This is a genomic window from uncultured Shewanella sp. (genome assembly GCF_947491715.1).
In the GTDB taxonomy this organism is placed as follows: Bacteria; Pseudomonadota; Gammaproteobacteria; order Enterobacterales; family Shewanellaceae; genus Shewanella.
Window position 1 is genome coordinate 581,064 of record NZ_CANLKR010000001.1, and the last position, 20,363, is coordinate 601,426.

Consider the following 20,363-nt stretch of genomic DNA (forward strand, 5'->3'; position numbering starts at 1 on the left):
TTATACCCAAACCACTTGAAGATGCAGGATTCAGCTGGAATTAAAACATTTTAGGCAAGGCATTGAGTTTCTGGCTTAGTCATTCTAAGTTGATACTCAATAACGCAGTATAAAAGTGTTTTAAACCAGCCCGTTGGGAGTCCGTAAAAACGCTAACTTCTGCGTTGCATGATCTCACAAGGCAATAAGCATTCTTTCACTAATGCGCCTTGAATTAAGCCCTTTTACGGGCTCTGAAAACATGCACTTTCAAGTGATTTGGGTATATTTCTTTATGGGCGCTTCAATGCCAGTTTCTGCAATAGTGTTTTTCTTATTCTTTGTGATGATAAGTAGCATTATCCCTACACTGATTATCATGCCTGTGAGAGTGGATACTGTCATAGGAAGCCCTGCACCTAATGTGTCTGAATTGAGTAAAAAGCTAATTACCACAGTTGTCATGAATAAGGCAGGAAGAGTGGCTATCCAATGAAATTTTTGATGACGCAATAAATAAGCCGAGCTTGTCCAAAGCATAATAACGGCAGTTGCTTGATTAGCGACGCCGAAGTAGCGCCAAAGGACGGCGAAATCCACTTGCGTTAGAATGCCACCCATAATGAACAAGGGGATAGCGAACAGTAATCGTTTGGGCAGTGTTTTTTGTGGTGTATTAAACATTTCAGAAAGGATGAGTCTTGCTGAGCGAAAGGCGGTATCACCTGAGGTAATGGGGAGAATAATGACCCCTAAAATAGCCAAGCCACCGCCAAGAGTGCCTAATAAAACGTGAGAGGCATCATAAACAAGGTTGGCTGGGTTGCTCTGCATGGCAATATTGAGGCCGCTTACACCGCCATAAAAAGATAACGCAATGGCGCACCAAATCAAGGCTATGATCCCCTCGCCAATCATGGCGCCAAAAAATACGAATCGGCCATTGGCCTCGTTTTCAACGCAGCGTGCCATAAGGGGGGATTGTGTGGCATGAAAGCCTGAAACTGCACCGCAAGCTATGGTGATAAACAGCGCTGGCCATAAAGGCATGTCATTGGGGTTTAAGTTACTAAACACATCGCTGATACTGTAGTTTGCCAACAATTGATGCTCATTTGACATGATCAAGGCAATGGTGAGCCCAGCAGACATAAATAATAGCAATGCGCCAAAAAAGGGATAAAGTTTACCAATAATTTTATCGATAGGTACTAAGGTTGCGAGCAGATAATAACTAAAGATAATGATAACAAAGAGGCTCATGTGCCATCCTGTTAATTTACTGAGTAGCCCAGCAGGAGCAGAAATAAAGACCACTCCGACTAATAACAGCAGTACAATGGCAAAAAGGTTTGTAAAGTGTTTGGCTGGCTTGCCTAAGTATTTTCCAGCTAAATTGGGAATGGATTGCCCTTGATTGCGAATGGATAGCATACCCGAAAAATAATCATGTACGGCGCCGGCAAAAATACAGCCTAGCACAATCCAGAGCATAGCGGCAGGCCCATAAAGTGCACCTAATATGGGACCAAAAATGGGGCCAACACCTGCAATATTGAGTAGTTGTATTAAATAGGCTTTACTTTTGGATATCGGGATAAAATCCACCCCGTCATTGTGTTTATAGGCAGGAGTTTGGCTGTGTTTATTAATGCCAAATATTTTTTCAACAAACGTGCCATAAATGACATAGCCGCCGATCAGTAATCCGACGCAGAGTAGGAACCACAGCATATTTTTTCCCTCAAGATAAAAAGAATTTTTAGTTTATTATTTTATTACTGATTGTTTGTCAGTTGCTTATGTTAAATCTTGCTATTGCCTTATTTTGAGCAAAGGTAACGATACAAAGTGCATAATAAAAAGGCAATAGCTGAGCAAATAAACATCGATGGGGGCGTTCGAACTGAGTTGGTGATAGCCTGTTTTATGAACTATAACTGAATGTATCATTCGTTGTTGAGAAATAAATGATGCGATGTTTTCCCCTCTCGAATAGTTATCGGTATTTTTTTTGGTTTCTCTTCCTAGGGTTATGGCAACCTCTGTTTGTTAAGGCCGCTTGTGATCCACAATCGTTAGTGAAAATGCCTCAAGATGTTTTAGTGTGTTACATGCAAAAAACAGAAAATGTGACAAGTCCCCAATGGCAATTACAATCCCAAACTCAATCTGATAATGTGCGAGTATATGAATACCTGCTTAATAGTGTATTTTGGCCGCCTAAAAATATCAGCTTGTGGGGAACAAGTTGGCAGCATCAACTCACTGTGTATTTGCCCACATCGCTGAATAAAAGTAGGCCCCATCAAGGGTTATTGATAATTAATGGGGGGATTGATCGCCCTTTAGAGAGTAGCCCTTTAGATAATCAGATTGTGAGTCAAAGCCAAAACATGGATGCATTGGCAATCGCAAAAGCGACGAATGCCTATGTGATTGAAGTTAATTTCTCGCCTAATCAATATCTTACTTTTAAAGACGGTATTGAGCGCAAGGAAGATGATCTTGTGGCTTATACTTGGAGTCGTTATTTGGACGCGCCGTCTCAAGCTTACTGGTCCGCTCATTTACCCATGGCAAAAGCCGCTGTGAAGTCAATGGATGCAGTGCAAGCAATAGCAAAAGAGCAGGGCTGGACGGTACCAACGGATTTTGTGATTTCAGGAGCCAGTAAACGAGGTTGGGCAGCTTGGCTGGTGGCATTAGCGGATAAGCGCGTCAATGGGATCATCCCTATTGTGATTGATATACTCGATACTAAAGCCAATCTTGAGCATATTTACCAGAGTTTTAAGGGCTGGCCACCGGCTTTTAAAGACTATATTGCACAAGGGATCCCCAATCGAATCGACTCGGCCGCCTTTAGTAAGTTGATGCAAATTGAAGATCCACTGACTTATGCTGATAATCCACAATACCAAGCACGTTTAAACATACCAAAATACATTATTAGTGCAGCCGGTGATGATTTTTTTGCCGCTGACTCGTTAGCACTTTATTTAAACAAACTGCCAGGCGTGAATACATTGAGAGTCATGCCTAACCAAAGTCATTACATTGATATGAGTTTGGTCACGCAAGCGGTGATAAATTATTATGGTGAATTTATTCAAAAACGAGCAGCGCCCATATTGAACTGGACATTGAATAAACAAGGCCGTCTTGCATCGGTCAATACCCACAAGCCCCCTCAATCGGCCCGTTTATGGCAAGCCTTTAACCCTAAATTGAGAGACTTTAGAATAAATGCTGGGATCGTGTTTACATCAAGCAGCTTATCGGGAGAGTGTGATGAAAAAGGCTGCCAATTTCCGATTGCGAATGTGACAGAGCCAAAGGGCTATTGGGCACGCTTTGTTGAAATGGGGTTTAACACATCAACAGGCGATATCACGGTCACCACGCCTATCGTGGTCAGTGGTAAAGCTTGGGTGGTGGGGGAAGATTTAACCGAGTTGCTTAAAAATGCCAATAAAAATCTACATACCGCTAACAAACAATAAGGCACAAAAAAGCGCCTTTTCGGCGCTTTTTGAGCTGTCTGGGTATTGAATGAAAGCTTAACGCTTTAGTGCATCATTAAGTAAAGGGCGGAAGCTTTTTACCATGGTTGTTGTGGCTTTTGGTGAGCCAGCAATGATATTCCCTGAGCTTAAATAGTTGTGGTTACCGGTTAAGTCAGTCACAGTGCCGCCAGCTTCACGCACGATAAGATCGCCCGCAGCGATGTCCCACGGCTTAAGGCCAATTTCAAAGAAACCATCTAAACGGCCCGCACCTAAATAGGCTAAATCAAGGGCAGCAGAGCCTGCACGACGTAAGTCAGCACATTGGCTGAAGACATCTGCAAACATTTTCATGTAAGTTTCAGTATGCTGTTTGGCTTTGAAGGGGAAGCCCGTACCGATAATGGCAGCGTTGAAGTCTGTTGATTTGTTGACGCGAATACGGAAATCGTTAAGCTTAGCGCCTTTACCGCGAACAGCAGAAAAAAGCTCGTCACGGATAGGATCGTAAATAACAGCGACTTCTGTTTTGCCTTTAAATTGCATGGCAATAGAAACGGCGAAATGAGGAATACCGCGAACGAAGTTATTGGTGCCATCCAAAGGATCAATTATCCACACATAATCACTGTTTCCAACGCGGTTTTCACCTTTCTCTTCACCAATAATGGTGTGATCTGGGTAAGCCTTGCGAATTTGATAAACTATGGTAGATTCAGCTTCCTTGTCCACATTAGTGACGTAGTCATTAATTCCTTTAGAGTTGACCTCAATACGATCAAGCTCGGCAAAGGCGCGTACAATAGTTTGGCCGGCAGCGCGAGCGGCGCGCACAGCAATAGTTTGCATCGGAAGCATGGTTGCTATCCCCTGGATGTTAAAGAACGGATACGAATAATCGGAGCCGGATTATACGTGATTTGTCGGTTATATCAAATATTGATTTAAGTATAAATTTTTTCAGTAGTGTGTGGTAACATTCTTATCAATCATCTTTTATAAAATTAAGTCGTTTAATGCTAAGTAATATACGTGTTGTTCTCGTCGGAACTTCCCATCCGGGAAACATTGGTTCTACAGCCCGAGCAATGAAAACCATGGGGCTTTCTTCTTTATATCTTGCAGAGCTTAAAGTCGCGCCTGATGGGCATTCGGTGGCCTTAGCGGCGGGGGCGTCAGATATTCTTAAACATGCTGTAACCGTCGACTCTGTGGAAGAAGCGATTGCAGATTGTTCTATGGTGATAGCGACGAGTGCGCGTAGTCGAACGCTTGATTGGCCTATGCTTGATCCACGTGAAGCAGGGGAGAAACTTGTTGGCTCAGCGGTGAATGGCCCTGTGGCGATTGTTTTTGGTCGTGAAAATAATGGCTTAACTAATGAAGAGTTGCAAAAATGCACTTATCATGTTGCGATCCCTGCTAATCCAGAATACACCTCATTAAATTTGGCGCAAGCGGTGCAAATTATTTGTTATGAAGCCCGCATGGCCTATCTAGAATCCACGAAGGTCGACTACCCTAAGGTTGAGGAAGTGTATCCTCTCGCCAAAGATCAAGAGAACTTTTTTACTCATTTAGAAAATACCCTCTTATCAACGGGCTTTATTGTAAAAAACCATCCTGGCCAAGTGATGACTAAACTGCGTCGATTATTCAGTCGCGCGCGAATTGAGCGAGCAGAAATGAACATTTTACGTGGCATATTAACCTCTGTTGACAAAAAAGTGGTTGATAAAAAAGTGGTTGATAAAAAAGTGGTTGATAAAAAAGGGAGGGATATCCCCTCAAGCGATCAATAGATAACAAGGAATCATCACCATGTTTGCAAGGCTTAAAGATGATATTGCATCAATATATCACAGAGATCCTGCTGCAAAAGGTACCCTAGAAGTACTGCTCAATTATCCGGGCATGCAAGCGATTTGGATCCACCGTGTAAGCCATAAGCTTTGGTTAAAAAAATGGCGCTTATTATCAAGAGGTTTGTCCACATTTTCCCGTTGGTTAACGGGGGTTGAAATTCACCCTGGTGCCACCATAGGAAAGCGCTTTTTTATCGATCATGGTATGGGCGTTGTCATTGGAGAAACCGCTGAAATTGGTGATGATTGTACTTTATATCATGGTGTAACATTGGGTGGGACTACCTGGCAGGCCGGAAAGCGTCACCCAACTTTGGGCAACAATGTGGTGGTGGGGGCGGGCGCACAGATTTTAGGTCCGATCACTATGCATGATGGTGCCAGAGTGGGTTCGAATTCAGTGGTTGTCAAAGATGTGCCTTGTGATACGACTGTGGTGGGCATTCCGGGTCGAGTGGTGACGACGCCTTCTGCGCAATCTAAAGAAACCACCGAGCGCCGCCATGAAATGGCGAAAAAGTATGGTTTTGATGCCTATGCTGTTTCACCTGATAATCCTGATCCTGTGGCTAATGCTATAGGTCAAATGCTCGATCATATGCACTTAATGGATTCAAAAGTGCAAGATCTGTGTCAAGTGGTACAAACCATGGGCGGCAGTGTGTGTACTGAGAAGTTACCGGATCTTGAAGTGGATGAGTTTAGTGATGCTGAATTAGCTGCAGCGCAAAAACGCGAGCGAGGGGTGGATGAATTTGACCCCATTATTTAATGAGATGGTCCCCTTTGTTTATGAAGAAGTGAATAAGGACATTTGAGATAAATAATAGTGCGATTTTCATTGAATATTACTCGATAAAAAGGTTAAATACCGAGCTTAAAAAAGCGCGATCTTCGATAGTTTATTAAAGCAAAGTTAACATCGCGAATACTTGAGTAAATTACTGGGTTTTATACTTGACTAATTTACTCAGGTATGTTGAAATTAAACTATGCTTTTTTAGGCGTTTTCAGGAGCCGAAGTCGACATGAAACTTACATCGAAAGGTCGGTATGCAGTGACTGCAATGTTAGATGTTGCTATGCATTCTACGGCTGGGCCAGTACCACTGGCTGACATTTCAGAGCGTCAAGGGATATCATTGTCCTATCTAGAGCAACTCTTTGCTAAATTGAGAAAAAATGACTTAGTTTCCAGTGTTCGTGGGCCAGGCGGTGGATACCGTTTAGGCATGAATGCTTGTGACATATCTGTGGGTATGGTGGTACGCGCCGTCGATGAATCCGTGGATGCGACCCGTTGTCAAGGACAAGGCAATTGCCAAGGTGGAAGTCGTTGTTTAACACATTCACTTTGGGGCGATTTAAGCGATCAAATTTCAGACTTTCTAAATGGTATCAGTCTAGCGGGTTTGATGCGTAAACGAGATGTGCAGTTTATTTCTGTTCAGCAAGACAAGTTACAACAGGAGCAAAGGTTGGGTACTTAATCCTCTTTTGCGATGATTATAAAAATAAATTTTTGTACGTTGTGAGTAGCCTGTAAATAGACGGGTTACAAAGTACGGAGTGTGAGATGAAATTACCTATCTACTTAGACTATGCTGCGACAACACCGGTTGATCCCCGTGTAGCAGAAAAAATGATGCAATGCATGACGATGGATGGCATTTTTGGCAATCCTGCGTCACGTTCTCATCGTTATGGTTGGCAAGCCGAAGAAGCGGTGGATATTGCGCGTAACCAAGTTGCTGAACTGATCAATGCCGATCCCCGTGAAATTGTTTTTACGTCTGGGGCGACAGAATCTGATAATTTAGCCATCAAAGGTGTGGCGCATTTTTATCAGAAAAAAGGTAAACATATCATCACCAGTAAGACTGAGCACAAAGCAGTACTTGATACGTGCCGTCAGCTTGAACGTGAAGGATATGAAGTCACTTATTTACAGCCTGAAGATAATGGATTAATTCCCTTAGCCATGCTTGAAGAAGCCATGCGTGATGACACGATTTTGGTGAGTATCATGCACGTGAATAATGAAATTGGCGTTATTCAGGATATTGATGCCATTGGCGAGTTGTGCCGTTCACGTAAAATTATTTTTCATGTTGATGCGGCGCAAAGTGTTGGTAAGTTAGTGGTTGATGTACAAAAAACCAAAGTTGACCTGTTATCGATTTCTGCCCATAAAATGTATGGCCCTAAAGGGATTGGCGCATTATACGTGAGTCGTAAACCGCGTATTCGCCTTGAAGCAACCATGCATGGTGGTGGTCATGAGCGTGGTATGCGCAGTGGTACACTGGCGACCCATCAAATTGTAGGAATGGGTGAGGCGGCGGCCATCGCCAAAGCAGATATGGACACTGATAATGCCCGTATTTTACGCCTACGTGATAAATTATGGAACGGCATTAAGCACATCGAAGAGACCTATATCAATGGTGATTTAGAGCACAGGTATTGCGGTAGTTTAAATGTGAGCTTTAACTTCGTTGAAGGTGAGTCATTGATGATGGCTTTAAAAGATTTAGCGGTTTCTTCCGGTTCTGCTTGTACCTCTGCGAGTTTAGAACCCAGTTATGTATTAAGAGCATTGGGCCTCAATGATGAGATGGCGCATAGCTCTATTCGTTTCTCCATTGGCCGTTTTACTACCGATGAAGAAATTGAGCATGCAATAGAAACCATTACACAATCTATTGGTGTATTGCGAGAGATGTCTCCTTTGTGGGAGATGTTTAAAGATGGTATCGATTTGGATTCTGTCCAATGGGCACATCATTAATCGTTCACGAATAGATAAATTGGAGAAGTACCATGGCTTATAGCGAAAAAGTAATCGATCATTATGAAAATCCACGTAATGTGGGTTCATTTGACAAAAACGATCCTTCAGTAGTGACTGGAATGGTGGGCGCACCCGCTTGTGGTGATGTCATGAAGTTGCAATTGCGCATCAGTGACAGCGGTATTATTGAAGATGCCAAGTTTAAAACCTATGGTTGCGGCAGTGCCATTGCATCCAGTTCATTAGTGACGGAATGGGTAAAAGGTAAGTCTGTTGAGCAAGCATTAGCAATTAAAAATACGGATATTGCTGAAGAATTGGCACTGCCTCCTGTCAAAATTCATTGCTCTATTTTGGCTGAAGATGCGATTAAAGCCGCATTAGATGAATATAAAACCAAAGAAAGCTAGTTAAGCGTTGGAGTTAAGATGACAATGACGATTACGCCTGCGGCGGCGGAGCGGATCAAGAGCTTTTTAGCCAGTCGTGGTAAAGGCCTAGGTTTGCGGATCGGATTGAAGACATCTGGCTGCTCAGGGATGGCCTACATCCTTGAGTTTGTTGATGACCTGAATGATGATGATGAACTTTATGCTATCGATGGGGTAAACATTATTATCGATGCTAAAAGTTTGGTGTATCTTCAGGGCATTGAGTTGGATTTTGTAAAAGAAGGCTTAAACGAAGGTTTTGAATTTAATAATCCTAATGCAAAAGGCGAGTGTGGTTGCGGTGAGAGCTTTACCGTTTAACTGTATCTCAGATAAACAATGAATTATTTTGAATTATTTAGTTTTTCTCCTTCTTTTGATGTCGATACCGCCTTACTTGCTCATCGCTATCGCGATTTGCAAAAGGCGGTTCATCCCGATAAGTTTGCGCATTCCACCGAACAAGATAAGCGTTTGGCTGTACAACGTACTGCGCAAATAAATGATGGATTTCAAACCCTTAAAAACCCTGTGTTGCGAGCAGAGCACCTTCTTGCTTTAAAAGGGTTCACCTTGAGCCATGAATCCACAACGGTAAAAGATACTGCTTTTTTAATACAACAAATGCAATGGCGTGAGTCATTAGAAGAGATTACGCATAGTAACGCACCTGATGATTTAATGAATGAGCTTAATCAATCGTTTAGTGATTATTCGCAATCCATTACTGCAACATTGGCGGTTTTACTGGAAAGTGAGGTTCAATCAGATTGGGAACGCGCAGCTGATCATGTTCGCAAATTAAAATTCATGGTAAAATTGCAGGATGAATTGATTAAGGTTGAAGATGCCTTATTCGATAATGATTAGTTTTCATTTTAGTTATTTAATAAGTTAGGTAGGTGAACGTCGGTCCTCATATTGTCTTGCTAATGTGCCATATTGTATTTTGATTTATATACTGAATATGGCATTGATAATCAGTAAGCATTCGCTAACCGAGCGGTGTCACTTACCTCATCAAGTTGGACAAATATGGCACTTTTTCAGATTGCTGAGCCTGGGCAGAGCGCAGCGCCTCATCAACACAGACTGGCTGTGGGGATCGATTTAGGCACCACTAATTCGCTGGTTGCTGCTGTTCGTAGCGGTGAGGCGAAGACACTTCCCGATCTTGATGGCAGGCATTCTCTTCCATCGATCATTCGCTACACCCAAGATAAAATTTATTTCGGTCATGAAGCTGAATCTTTTTCGGCACAAGATCCTCAAAATACCATAGTGTCGGTTAAACGTTTTATGGGACGAAGTGTTGCCGATTTACAGTCAAGTAAGCTGATCTCAGCTTATGATTTGACCGCAAGTGATAACGGCTTGCCCTTGTTTGTGACAAAACAAGGTTCTGTTAACCCAATTCAGGTGTCTGCTGAAATATTAAGGCCACTGGTTGCAAGAGCAGAAGAGAGTCTTGGTGGTGAGCTTGAAGGTGTGGTGATCACGGTTCCTGCTTATTTTGATGATGCACAGCGTCAAGGCACCAAAGAGGCGGCTGCGTTAGTGGGAGTGAAGGTGCTTAGGTTACTTAATGAGCCCACCGCTGCAGCGATTGCCTATGGACTGGATTCTGGACAAGAAGGGGTGATTGCCGTTTATGATTTAGGCGGTGGTACCTTTGATATTTCCGTTTTGCGGTTAAATAAAGGAGTCTTTGAAGTCTTGGCTACGGGCGGAGATTCAGCATTAGGCGGTGATGATTTCGATCACCTTTTAGTGGAGGCATTTATTGGGCAGTGGCAATTAACGGATCTCAGTCCCAGCCTTGAAAGGCAATTGCTTATTGAAGCCAGGCGAGTGAAAGAAGCATTGACCGATAATCATTCGGTGACGGCATTGTTGGCGCTGGAGAATAATCACACTCTGCAGTTTGATGTGACCCGTGAGGCGTTCGATGCCTTAGTTTTACCTTTGGTGAAAAAAACCATCAACAGTTGTCGCCGAGCCATGCGTGATGCGGGCGTGAGTGTTGATGAAGTCCTTGAAACCGTTATGGTGGGCGGTTCAACACGTGTCCCTCTTGTACGTGATAAAGTGGAAACGTTTTTTAAGAAAACACCGCTCACTTCGATTGACCCCGATCGTGTTGTGGCCATTGGCGCAGCCATTCAAGCGGATATTTTAGTGGGCAATAAGCCTGATACTGATTTATTACTGTTGGATGTCATTCCATTGTCATTAGGGATTGAGACAATGGGGGGCTTAGTGGAGAAAGTCATTCCTCGTAATACCACTATTCCTGTGGCGCGGGCGCAAGAGTTTACCACCTTTAAAGATGGGCAAACGGCGATGGCGTTTCATGTGGTGCAAGGTGAGCGTGAGTTAGTTGATGATTGTCGTTCATTGGCGCGCTTTAATTTGCAAGGGATCCCTGCTTTATCGGCGGGTGCGGCTCATATTCGAGTTACCTTTCAAGTGGATGCCGATGGACTACTCAGTGTCACTGCCATGGAAAAATCAACGCAAGTGCAATCCAGTATTCAAGTGAAACCTTCCTTTGGTTTATCAGACACTGAAATTGGTAACATGCTGAAAGACTCCATGACCCATGCAAAGGACGATATTAGCCGTCGAATGCTGGCAGAAAAGCAAGTGGAAGCAGCCAGAGTATTGGAATCGTTAACGGCAGCATTGAATAAAGATGGTGATTTGGTCAGTGCTGATGTGCGCAATGATATCGAGACCAGTATGCAGTATTTAGCCGAACTGGCAGCAGGTGTTGATGGTGATGCTATTGAAAAAGCCATTGAAGATTTAGACAATCTGACTCAAGATTTTGCTGCAAAGCGTATGGACAATTCTATTAAACTGGCACTCAAAGGCCAGTCTGTTGACAATATATAGGTAACAAGATGCCACAAGTTGTATTTTTACCCCATGAAGAGTTATGTCCCGAAGGGGCAGTGCTTGAAGCCAAAGAAGGCGAAACTGTGCTTAATGTAGCCTTAAGAAACGGTATTCATATTGAGCATGCTTGCGAAAAGTCCTGCGCGTGTACAACCTGCCATGTGGTTATTCGAGAAGGCTTTGATGAGCTTGAAGAAAGTGATGAGCTTGAAGATGACATGCTCGATAAAGCCTGGGGGCTTGAGCCTGAGAGCCGATTGTCTTGCCAGTCTAAAGTGCCCAGCACCGATCTGGTTGTCGAGATCCCTAAATACACGATTAACATGGTTAGTGAGGGCAATTAGTGTTTTAGCCATGCTATCAAGGGGCGAGCGCGATTAAGCCAACTCATTTAGAGTTGGCTTTTTTATCTAAAGCTGAAAGTCAAACACGGGTTGAATAGCAAAGGTAAATGTAATCTCCGCCAGAGCCTTTATTGAGATCTTGATCGAGTTTTATGAAGCCTAATGGGGCGTTAAGATCGGGGCGAGCACCGCTGATAACGTCGAGATCTTTGATGGCCATACTATCAACGAAGGGAGCTTTTTTATAGCATAGGAAGATGTATTCTCCGCCGGATCCTTTGTTCAAATCCACATCTAACTTAGTAAAGCCCACTGGTGGCTGAGTCCGCTCACCCATAATAATTTGAATGTCGGTAATGCACTTTGGATTATCTGTTCTCAGCCCGTCAGCAGAGACTTTATGATAGCAAAGGTAAATATAATCACCACCAGAGTCTTTGTTGAGATTGACGGGGATTTTCACATAGCCGCAAGGGGGCTGAATGGATGAGTGATCGCCGCGAATAATAATAATGCTGTCGATGTAATCCGCCCACATTTGATGGGCCTTAAAGGCATCCATTGCCCATACGTCTTTAAAGTAGGCATACATTTTTTGCTGCTTTTCTATGGAGCGGCATAATGTCCAAATACCGGTTAGGGGGGCTTCTTGAGTAAAATCAATGACAGTGGCGGCATCCAAAATGGAGTGACTCCATTGGCTAAAGTGATGTTTATTGCTTGAAAAAGCTTGCATGGCGGGTTGATAATCTCCACCAACAATGAGATGGCGTGAATTAGAATGTGCCTTAAAATTGTGCATGGCCGCTTCATATTCTTGTTCATCATCACAAGATAGCTGGCCCGTGAGCTTTTGATAGACAGCTTTGGCAATTGTGTCGATAGGGTAAGTATTATCCCGAAGAATTTTATTCGTTGACGAGGCAAAGACGGCCCGCCCTCCGATGATAATACCCGTTAAAAAATGGCTACCGTATTGCTGAAATAATTGGGCATAATCTGAAGGTGTGTTGGCAGTATCAATGGCCATTTTGATGTCGTCAATGAGCAATGAGCGTAAGGGGCTCAGACCACCTTCTAATTGCAGCGACCAGAGGGGCAGGGTTTGCTGAACTCGGGTAAAGGCATTTTCAGCTTCCCTGAGGCTGCGAGATGAAAAATCATTGGTCACCGAACTTGAAAAAAGATTATGGGCATCTTGAATATGAGCGGATTGCGATAAGTTATTTTGGTATTTGGCAATATTACTGCCAGAGAAGCATCGATATTGCGGTGTGTTATTAGGACTCGCTGATATTGGTGCAGGGATAAGCATCTCTTTTTTAAAGTCAACGGGCCGGCGTTCGGTTTTGCTCCAGTCAAACAGGGGGACTGTGATGCTCTTGGCAAAAGCATAGTGGCCAAAAATATCATAGCCGGCGCCAATGGCTTCCACTCCCGTTAAGTCGTTTGAGGGCAGATCTCGTTTATGTCGTAAGAGCTCCAGATAGGCATGGCCTTGATACTGAGGTGTGACTGTAAATTGATTGTCTTTCTCATTCGTGAGTTCACCGGTCACTATCACTGTCATAAGCGGCAATCCTTTTAGATGCTAAGAGGTTACACGGGTATATGTTTAGTGTAGGTGTTTTTATTGTATTGAGGGTAAGAAAAAGAAAAACCATCTGTTTTAGATGGTTTTTGCAGGGGAAATGATGGTTTCAATACAGCATCATCAAGTTGCTCATTAAAATAACGCTGAGCAGAAATATCAGTAACAGCCTACTTTTCATCGGTATTATTATGATCCTTTGATTATTATGGCTGCGATTAAAAAGAGAAACGGATTATCAAAGTACATTTTTTTACAGGTTAGGTTAATCAACGTTTACTCATCTAAGCATGTCTCTTTCGTCAGTGATATAGATATCATCGCCGTCATCATCACTTCCCCTAGGAAAACATTGGATGCCTAATGAGCCGCTTACTATCACCTTATCCTGACTGCATGCTGTCCATCCTTCTTCATAGTTAAAACCTGCGGCAATAGCCCTAAAACCGTGGCAGTCGGATCCATCATCACCAGCCCAATTATTAATTGAAAACTGTGCCGTTTTCCATATGCTTGTGAAATGAAAGAGATAATCTTTTCGTGTTAAACATCCACCTGAGGAACGTAAATAAACATGGATGAATTGGCCTGGTTGAAGGGTATATTCCACTAGAGGTATATCGTTATCTGGTATTTCATGTGGGTATAAGGTCATGAACGGGTCATCATATTGTTTGATTTGCTTAACGGTTATATTGGTAAATAATGTGTGATTATAAAACACATATTCGCTTTGTATTATATAGGCATAAGCTGAATTGAAAAATAAGAGTGAGGCTATCAAACATATTATTTTAATGGATTGCTGATAGAGATGATGCCATTGTTGTTTATTTTTGACCGTTATTTTATTCGCGGGTGCATTGCCTGGCCTATTTCTATCTGGGTCTGCTGGCGAAAAAAATGGAATAAATGCAATTATTAAGATCACTAAGTTTAAAGATGGTAAGTGTTTCATATGGCATTCCTCCTATTTCAAGTGAAATATGATGTCGAGCTAATTAGACAGGCTTTATTAAAGCCTGCCTCTAGCCTCTATCTATATTAGGTTGACCCGTTTTCGATCATAGAGATAAAGCAGGTTGATATACTGATATCGTACTTTCAGTGCAGTCAAACCAGATGTCATTTCGGCTTGGATCGCCCATTAAGACAGTGGTGACAATGCCAATGTCTTCCAGCTTTTCAGCATTTTTCTCATTTGGTGTCCATGTACATTCGTTGCGATCAGGGTCCCAGCATCTATCATCGTCTAGAAATAGATCTAATTTAATTGTTCCTATCTCAAGTTTGTTGGATTGGTGCAAGATAGAGAAGGTCATGCTTGGTGTTGAACTTCCATAGTCATTATTACAGACGACATCTGATTTAATCTCTCCTCCATTTGCAATCAATATGTCGCCGGGGAAAAATAGGGTGTTGGGCTCCTGCGGTTTATTATTATCACTGTGGTTTATGTCAACAAATAAATACCCATTATCGCTAGTGTTTTGAACACTAAAACTATTCGCTAATACGTTACTAGAGAACAATAAAAAAACGCTTGTAGCCATACATATGGCTTTTTTCATTAATCTATTCATCGTACACCTCAAGGTTATCATTGAATGCGAGAATGGTTCTCGCGCTGTTAAAAAAACAATATTACCTCTTGCTCGTTCATTGCTATTTTGATATTCCCCGCCTTTTGATCACGGGGGATATTCTCCTGATGGCGGCTAATCCATTTGTTGAGGGTTAATCATTTTACTGGGTGATGTCGATTGTTGAGCGGTTAAGTGTTTTTCCCTATGCATGCGGCATTGCTCCACATAACGTCGACTGGTCACCAATAAAAAGAAGCCTGTAGCCAGTAGGCCGCCGAGTACCATGGACTCACAAAAGTAAATCAGCCACAAAAAGATTAACGGTGGGCTGGCAAATAATAAGTTGGCCTTGATATGCGACTTGCCTTGAAGTATGAGGTAACCGATGGATAATATGCTCAAGATGATATTGGTGAGTAGAATGTCTCGACTGGGCACGGTTAACATCAGGATGGTGATGATAATAAACACCATTAGCCCGAACAATTTAGTTTTGGGATTCAGGGCCGACATACTGATGGGCGCAGCCATGTAACCGATAAGATGTAACATGGTGACTATCACCATCAGTCCGGCCCAGTTTTCGGCTTGCAGAAGAAATAGCACCGCAATAATAAAGTTAACCATGATTGCGGGCGTCGAAAATCCACGTTTGGGGTGGATATTGCGACTAATAAAAGTGGGCGCCTGCTTCTCTTTTGCCATGGCCAATAACATGCGAGAAGAAGTGCCCAAATACGTGTACCCCACAGCCGATGGCGCAATGACACTGTCAGCTAGCAACAGTAACATTAGAAAGTTAAGGCCGAGTATGAGGGTTAACCCTACAATAGGGGAGTTCATGTTGAGACTAGGCCAGCCATTAGCGAGCATCTCGTGTGGCATGGCGCCCATAAACGCCAGCTGTAATAATAGATAAAACCCCAATGTGATGAGCACAGAAAGGATCATGGTTAATGGGATATTTTTTTTGGGTTTTTCTATTTCGCTAGCAAAGGAAGCGATGACTTGAAAGCCATTAAACGCATAGACCATGCCTGAGGCCACGATTGCCGTAAAAATACTTCCCGTTGAAAAGGCATCTTGACTCACTTGCGTAAAATTAGTGCTGTCAAAATGGGAGACTAATAAAATGACAATGACAAAAATAGGCGTGAATATTTTGAGTACAGTGATCACATTGTTGACTCGAGCCAATAACTTGAGTCCGTACCAATTAACCAGTAAATAAAGGCACAGCAAGACCAAGCCAATCCCTTTCCCCGCCCAAGTCAGCGTACCTGCTTGCATGATCCCATCACCGATAAAAGGTGCTAAATACTCTGTTGTGGCTTGGGCTTCGGTGGCGATGACAACAGACACACCGAACCAATTGGCAAAAGCAAAGGTCATTCCGAACATGGCATTATGACTGATGGCACTCATGCGCGTCGTGGCACCACTTTGTGGATACCGAGTCACGACTGATGAAACACACAAGCTGATCACAATAATAATGGCAGCGGCGACAATCCATGAAATGAAACCATAGTTCCCCGCGTTTTGTGCGACCAATTGTGAGCTAAATAGCCAACCTGAGCCGACCATACAAGTGCAACATAGTAGGACGCCACTAAAAAGTGAGAGTTTATGGGGTGTTTCCGAATTCTTCAACATAAAACATTGACCTCAACAACCGCTTTTACAACTTGTGCTTGCGGTTTACTTTTCCATTCTTTCTTTGTGAAATGAATGGTTTTCCACGTTTAGTCTATTGACGACAGTTAGCGCATTTTTTATGAGCCAATTTAAAAGGAGTATTCCTGATGTTTTCTATCATGTGATTGAAAGGGTGTAAGTATGGTTTTGATCAAAAAATGTTGCTTAGTTTTTTTTGTGGTTGTTCAGTTATTGTGCAGATTTGTTTTATCTTTATGATTTTAAATCACTTTATTTATTTTTTATTGTTAGTGTTAATTAAGATTAATACACGATTAGTCACATTTTAAACACTGCTCAGAGAGGGTTTTCAGATCATGGGACGATCAAGTGTAATGGTGTAATAGGATGAATAGTCGGGGCAAAAACCTTGAGAGAAGGTGACAAGAATAACGCCAATACACTTATTGACGTTAAATAAATTTATATTTACGGTGCGTTACATTATGACTTCTGGTAGGAGGAGTTTGGTTAATTAATGGGTTTGATTTGGTTGTTTTTGTTTCCATTTGGGGTTTATTTGTTTGGTCGTGGTTTTTAAATTGTGTTTTTTGTGTGTCTTTTGTGTTTGGTTGTCGGTTTGGCAATATGTTGACATCAGGCGATAAAACAGAATAGCAGATGGAAGTGATTTGAATTTCAATATTTTGCTGCAGAGAGACTTAGGCAAGTGGTTGATGCGCTTTATCATTTGAAAAACGCATCAAGTTCAATGGACTTATCGCCACCATTGACTAATAAAGGATGGGATGATGGTGAGGTTTTCAAGTTGAATTTGCCATATGACAAAAACAGAACGCATTTCATCAATGTGGGGAAAGAGATAAAACAGGCCTGCACCGATTAATAGCACCTGCATTAGTGTTGTTAATGGGTAGCGTTTATCGATGAGTTTCATGGCCGTGCCAAAGGATGATTTCAACGTGTTGTTTGCTAAATCGACGCTATAGCATTCATCGAGTATTAAATGGGTTAAGGCGCCAATGAAAATCGCTACTCCGATGAGAAGTGATAAATTTAATGCTTGTAACATAAATAAACTAAGGCAAATACCCATGAGGGAAAACATGATAGCAGCCACAATGGAATGTAATGTGCCTCTGTGAACGGTGATTTGTTCAAAGATAGGCTTAATGGCATAAATCGTGATGGCATAAATGACCATACCGACCACCCACATTTCAATTAACGAGGGCAGTGGGTATAAAAAGAGGGTGCTGGCGGATAAGAAGAAGCCTAGAATACTAAAAAGCCATTGAATTGAAGTGGAATTGTCTGAGTCCAGATCAGGCAGAAGTCCCGATAAGGCGCCAATGGAAAATAAGAGTAAGCTTTCTGGAAGTGTTAAAATGTGTGTGGCGAGAGCAATAGAACTTAACGGTGCGCTAGTAAGGGTACTTGCTTTGAGATGTGTGGAGAAATTTGCCAAGAGAATAACCTTAATGGGAAGATGATGAAAAAATATCAATAAAAAGAAGCGACTTGAGCTGAGTTAACCTAAAAAATAATTTCGTTGTCATTCAAGCATGACCTTAAAGTATGTCTTTTAGTTTGTATAGCGTATTTACATAATATGCTTTTTATTTAATCACTTATAAGTATTTTAGCAGAATGGTTATGCAAAAATATTTATATGAAACGGATAAATGTGTGTTGGCGGGTATTTTTACCACGTTGAATGTGAAAATGTTTGCTATTATGCGCAGCCCTTAGCATCAATCTGCGAGTTTCATTTTATGTCTATTTCTTCATTACTCACGACGGCCATAGCGAAACGTCAAAAGATGTTTGTGCCAGAGTGTATTGCTAAAACCGATTGCTTTAGAGTATTCCATGGGACGGTTGAAGGTGTTGATGGGTTGACTATCGATCGCTACGGCAGTACTTGGTTGGTGCAAAGTTTCCATCAAAGATTAGAAGAGAGTGTATTAATGGAGATAAGTGATATTTTATCTCAGCACACTTTACTGCCGATTATTTATAACGATCGTTCTTCGCGACATTCTCGCGTGCTAAACGCATTAGATGAAAACCTCAGCGATGATGCAGAGACTGAGCAGCATATTCGTGAAAATGGCATCGTATTTACCTCTAAATTACGGCATGTTGGTCAAGATCCTTGGCTGTTTCTCGATATGCGCATTGGCCGTGAGTTCGTTAAAGCGAATAGCACAAATAAAACGGTATTGAACTTATTTTCTTACACCTGTGGAATAGGGACTGCCGCCGCTGTCGGGGGGGCAAAACGTGTTGTTAATGTTGATTTTTCATCATTTGCGTTAGAGGCGGGTAAAACCAATGCTAAGTTGAATGATGTTGTCTCACAATGTGAGTTTATTCAAAGTGATGTGTTTCCTGCTATTCGTCAGCTTGGGGGGTTGAAAGTGACGGCAAGAGGCAACAAGAAGTTACCTGATTATCCTAAATTATCTGCCACACAATTTGACCTTGTTTTTCTCGACCCGCCTCGTTTTGCTAAAAGCCCTTTTGGAACCGTCGATTTGATTAATGATTACCAAAGTCTATTTAAACCCGCCATGTTGGCCACGAAAAAAGGTGGCATGATTGTCTGTTGTAATAATGTGGCTAAAGTGGATAAGAATAACTGGTTCGCGAGTTTAGTGCGTTGCGTCGAAAAACAAGGAAGGAGCGTGGGTAAGCACACTTGGCTGACGCCTCACGATGATTTTCCTTCTTTTGATGGTAATCATCCATTAAAGATAGTGGCGTTAGAAATTATCTAAGTTATTTTTAAATAAGTTAAAGCTGGAGGTGAGAAAGCCTCCTTTTTAACAATGAATCGACACTTTTTGGTATATTTTAGATGTCGTCATATACTTTAGGTGGTGAGATTAATTAGGAATACTTATATGACGTTGAAATGGATAGACTCTCGGGAGATCGCAATAGCGCTGATAGATAAATATCCAGATATTAATCCCCTTAAAGTGCGCTTTACTGATCTTTATGAGTGGATTTTACTCCTTGATGAGTTCAATGATGATTTACAACATTGTAATGAGCGTATCTTAGAGGCTATTCAGGCTTGTTGGATTGAAGAAGCCAATTGATTATCTTCATTGATGGCAGATTTATGGTAACGCTGTTGTTGTGTAACTTTCATCCCTTTGGGAGCACGTAAAAGCACCTACATCCAAGTTGTATGTCTAGTCCTAAAATAGGTTGACGGTTTTTATTAAGCCAGTTGGAACCCCCGACTGGCTTTTTCATGTACTTCGTTTGGGGTTTTCATCCCTAAACTAAGATGTGGTCTTAATTGGTTATAAGTCTCTATCGATTCTTTAATCAACACACCAAGTTCCTTCATTGTACGACAACGATAAAGCAAAAACTCATGCTTCAAAATCCCGTTAACGCGTTCTGCAAGCGCATTTTGATAGCAATCATATCCATCCGTCATCGATGGCCTAAGCCCATTTGCTTGTAGCCTATCTTGGTATTCAGCTGAGCAGTACTGCATCCCTCTATCTGAATGATGGATAGTGTCACCGCTTGTCCGACGATTTTTTATCGTCATATCTAATGCTTTAACCACATCACTGGCTTTCATCTCATGACTTAATTCATATCCCATTATCTTTCTGGAGTAGGCATCTGTTACCAAAGACAAATAATGCGTCCCTTCATCCGATTTTACATAAGTG

The 20,363-nt window shown here is 42.1% G+C and carries 20 protein-coding genes; 12 read left to right on the forward strand and 8 right to left on the reverse strand.

Annotated features, from left to right (window positions below):
• Positions 1–249: 249 nt before the first annotated feature.
• Positions 250–1,713, reverse strand: a complete 1,464-nt coding sequence (locus Q0779_RS02605) for a carbon starvation protein A (RefSeq protein WP_298769177.1) — start codon at positions 1,711–1,713, stop codon at positions 250–252.
• A gap of 380 nt (positions 1,714–2,093) precedes the next feature.
• Between Q0779_RS02605 and Q0779_RS02610 the strand changes: the two genes are divergently transcribed.
• Entirely contained in the window at positions 2,094–3,485 is a 1,392-nt protein-coding gene (locus tag Q0779_RS02610) for a PhoPQ-activated protein PqaA family protein (RefSeq protein ID WP_298769179.1), read from the forward strand.
• Positions 3,486–3,542: 57 nt separating this feature from the next.
• Here Q0779_RS02610 and suhB read toward each other — a convergent pair whose 3' ends face one another.
• Positions 3,543–4,346, reverse strand: coding sequence for an inositol-1-monophosphatase (suhB, locus tag Q0779_RS02615; protein ID WP_298769181.1), 804 nt, complete (start codon positions 4,344–4,346; stop codon positions 3,543–3,545).
• A 158-nt stretch (positions 4,347–4,504) separates the two neighbouring features.
• Between suhB and trmJ the strand changes: the two genes are divergently transcribed.
• The 9 genes from trmJ (at position 4,505) to fdx (ending at position 11,823) form a co-directional block, all read left to right on the forward strand.
• Positions 4,505–5,290, forward strand: a complete 786-nt coding sequence (gene trmJ, locus Q0779_RS02620) for a tRNA (cytosine(32)/uridine(32)-2'-O)-methyltransferase TrmJ (protein WP_298769183.1) — start codon at positions 4,505–4,507, stop codon at positions 5,288–5,290.
• A gap of 13 nt (positions 5,291–5,303) precedes the next feature.
• Positions 5,304–6,125 carry a serine O-acetyltransferase gene (gene cysE / locus Q0779_RS02625; protein ID WP_298769270.1) on the forward strand — a complete coding sequence of 274 codons (822 nt, stop codon included), beginning with the start codon at positions 5,304–5,306 and terminating at the stop codon, positions 6,123–6,125.
• Positions 6,126–6,381: 256 nt separating this feature from the next.
• On the forward strand, positions 6,382–6,843 hold the full coding sequence (gene iscR, locus Q0779_RS02630) for a Fe-S cluster assembly transcriptional regulator IscR (RefSeq protein WP_298769185.1): 462 nt from the start codon (positions 6,382–6,384) through the stop codon (positions 6,841–6,843).
• Positions 6,844–6,929: 86 nt separating this feature from the next.
• Positions 6,930–8,144 carry an IscS subfamily cysteine desulfurase gene (locus tag Q0779_RS02635; RefSeq protein WP_298769187.1) on the forward strand — a complete coding sequence of 405 codons (1,215 nt, stop codon included), beginning with the start codon at positions 6,930–6,932 and terminating at the stop codon, positions 8,142–8,144.
• Between the two features lie 32 nt (positions 8,145–8,176).
• Positions 8,177–8,557, forward strand: a complete 381-nt coding sequence (iscU, locus tag Q0779_RS02640; protein ID WP_298769190.1) for a Fe-S cluster assembly scaffold IscU — start codon at positions 8,177–8,179, stop codon at positions 8,555–8,557.
• An 18-nt stretch (positions 8,558–8,575) separates the two neighbouring features.
• Positions 8,576–8,899 carry an iron-sulfur cluster assembly protein IscA gene (gene iscA, locus Q0779_RS02645; RefSeq protein WP_298769192.1) on the forward strand — a complete coding sequence of 108 codons (324 nt, stop codon included), beginning with the start codon at positions 8,576–8,578 and terminating at the stop codon, positions 8,897–8,899.
• Between the two features lie 18 nt (positions 8,900–8,917).
• Positions 8,918–9,448, forward strand: coding sequence for a co-chaperone HscB (gene hscB, locus Q0779_RS02650; protein WP_298769194.1), 531 nt, complete (start codon positions 8,918–8,920; stop codon positions 9,446–9,448).
• A 165-nt stretch (positions 9,449–9,613) separates the two neighbouring features.
• Positions 9,614–11,476, forward strand: coding sequence for a Fe-S protein assembly chaperone HscA (gene hscA, locus Q0779_RS02655; protein ID WP_298769196.1), 1,863 nt, complete (start codon positions 9,614–9,616; stop codon positions 11,474–11,476).
• Positions 11,477–11,484: 8 nt separating this feature from the next.
• Positions 11,485–11,823: an ISC system 2Fe-2S type ferredoxin gene (gene fdx, locus Q0779_RS02660; RefSeq protein ID WP_298769198.1), complete on the forward strand. Its 339-nt coding sequence runs from the start codon at positions 11,485–11,487 to the stop codon at positions 11,821–11,823.
• Between the two features lie 79 nt (positions 11,824–11,902).
• Here the strand turns inward: fdx and Q0779_RS02665 are convergent, their stop codons facing one another.
• From Q0779_RS02665 to Q0779_RS02685, 5 genes are all read right to left on the reverse strand, one after another.
• The gene (locus Q0779_RS02665) at positions 11,903–13,393 is read right to left on the reverse strand and encodes an MAC/perforin domain-containing protein (protein ID WP_298769201.1); all 1,491 of its coding nucleotides are present in this window, start codon (positions 13,391–13,393) and stop codon (positions 11,903–11,905) included.
• A 301-nt stretch (positions 13,394–13,694) separates the two neighbouring features.
• Positions 13,695–14,372: a hypothetical protein gene (locus Q0779_RS02670; protein ID WP_298769203.1), complete on the reverse strand. Its 678-nt coding sequence runs from the start codon at positions 14,370–14,372 to the stop codon at positions 13,695–13,697.
• Between the two features lie 106 nt (positions 14,373–14,478).
• Positions 14,479–14,967, reverse strand: coding sequence for a hypothetical protein (locus Q0779_RS02675; protein WP_298769205.1), 489 nt, complete (start codon positions 14,965–14,967; stop codon positions 14,479–14,481).
• A 165-nt stretch (positions 14,968–15,132) separates the two neighbouring features.
• Positions 15,133–16,656 carry an APC family permease gene (locus tag Q0779_RS02680; RefSeq protein ID WP_298769207.1) on the reverse strand — a complete coding sequence of 508 codons (1,524 nt, stop codon included), beginning with the start codon at positions 16,654–16,656 and terminating at the stop codon, positions 15,133–15,135.
• A 760-nt stretch (positions 16,657–17,416) separates the two neighbouring features.
• Positions 17,417–18,127: a metal-dependent hydrolase gene (locus Q0779_RS02685; protein WP_298769209.1), complete on the reverse strand. Its 711-nt coding sequence runs from the start codon at positions 18,125–18,127 to the stop codon at positions 17,417–17,419.
• Positions 18,128–18,434: 307 nt separating this feature from the next.
• On the opposite strand from Q0779_RS02685, the gene Q0779_RS02690 reads away from it, so the two are divergent.
• Complete coding sequence (locus tag Q0779_RS02690; RefSeq protein WP_298769211.1) at positions 18,435–19,442, forward strand: class I SAM-dependent methyltransferase; 1,008 nt, start codon at positions 18,435–18,437, stop codon at positions 19,440–19,442.
• A gap of 126 nt (positions 19,443–19,568) precedes the next feature.
• Positions 19,569–19,769 (forward strand): Fe-S cluster assembly protein IscX, encoded by a 201-nt coding sequence (gene iscX, locus Q0779_RS02695; RefSeq protein WP_298769213.1) that lies wholly within the window; start codon positions 19,569–19,571, stop codon positions 19,767–19,769.
• 125 nt (positions 19,770–19,894) lie between these two features.
• Here iscX and Q0779_RS02700 read toward each other — a convergent pair.
• On the reverse strand, positions 19,895–20,363 hold a 469-nt coding region (locus Q0779_RS02700; protein WP_298769215.1), incomplete at its 5' end, for an IS3 family transposase.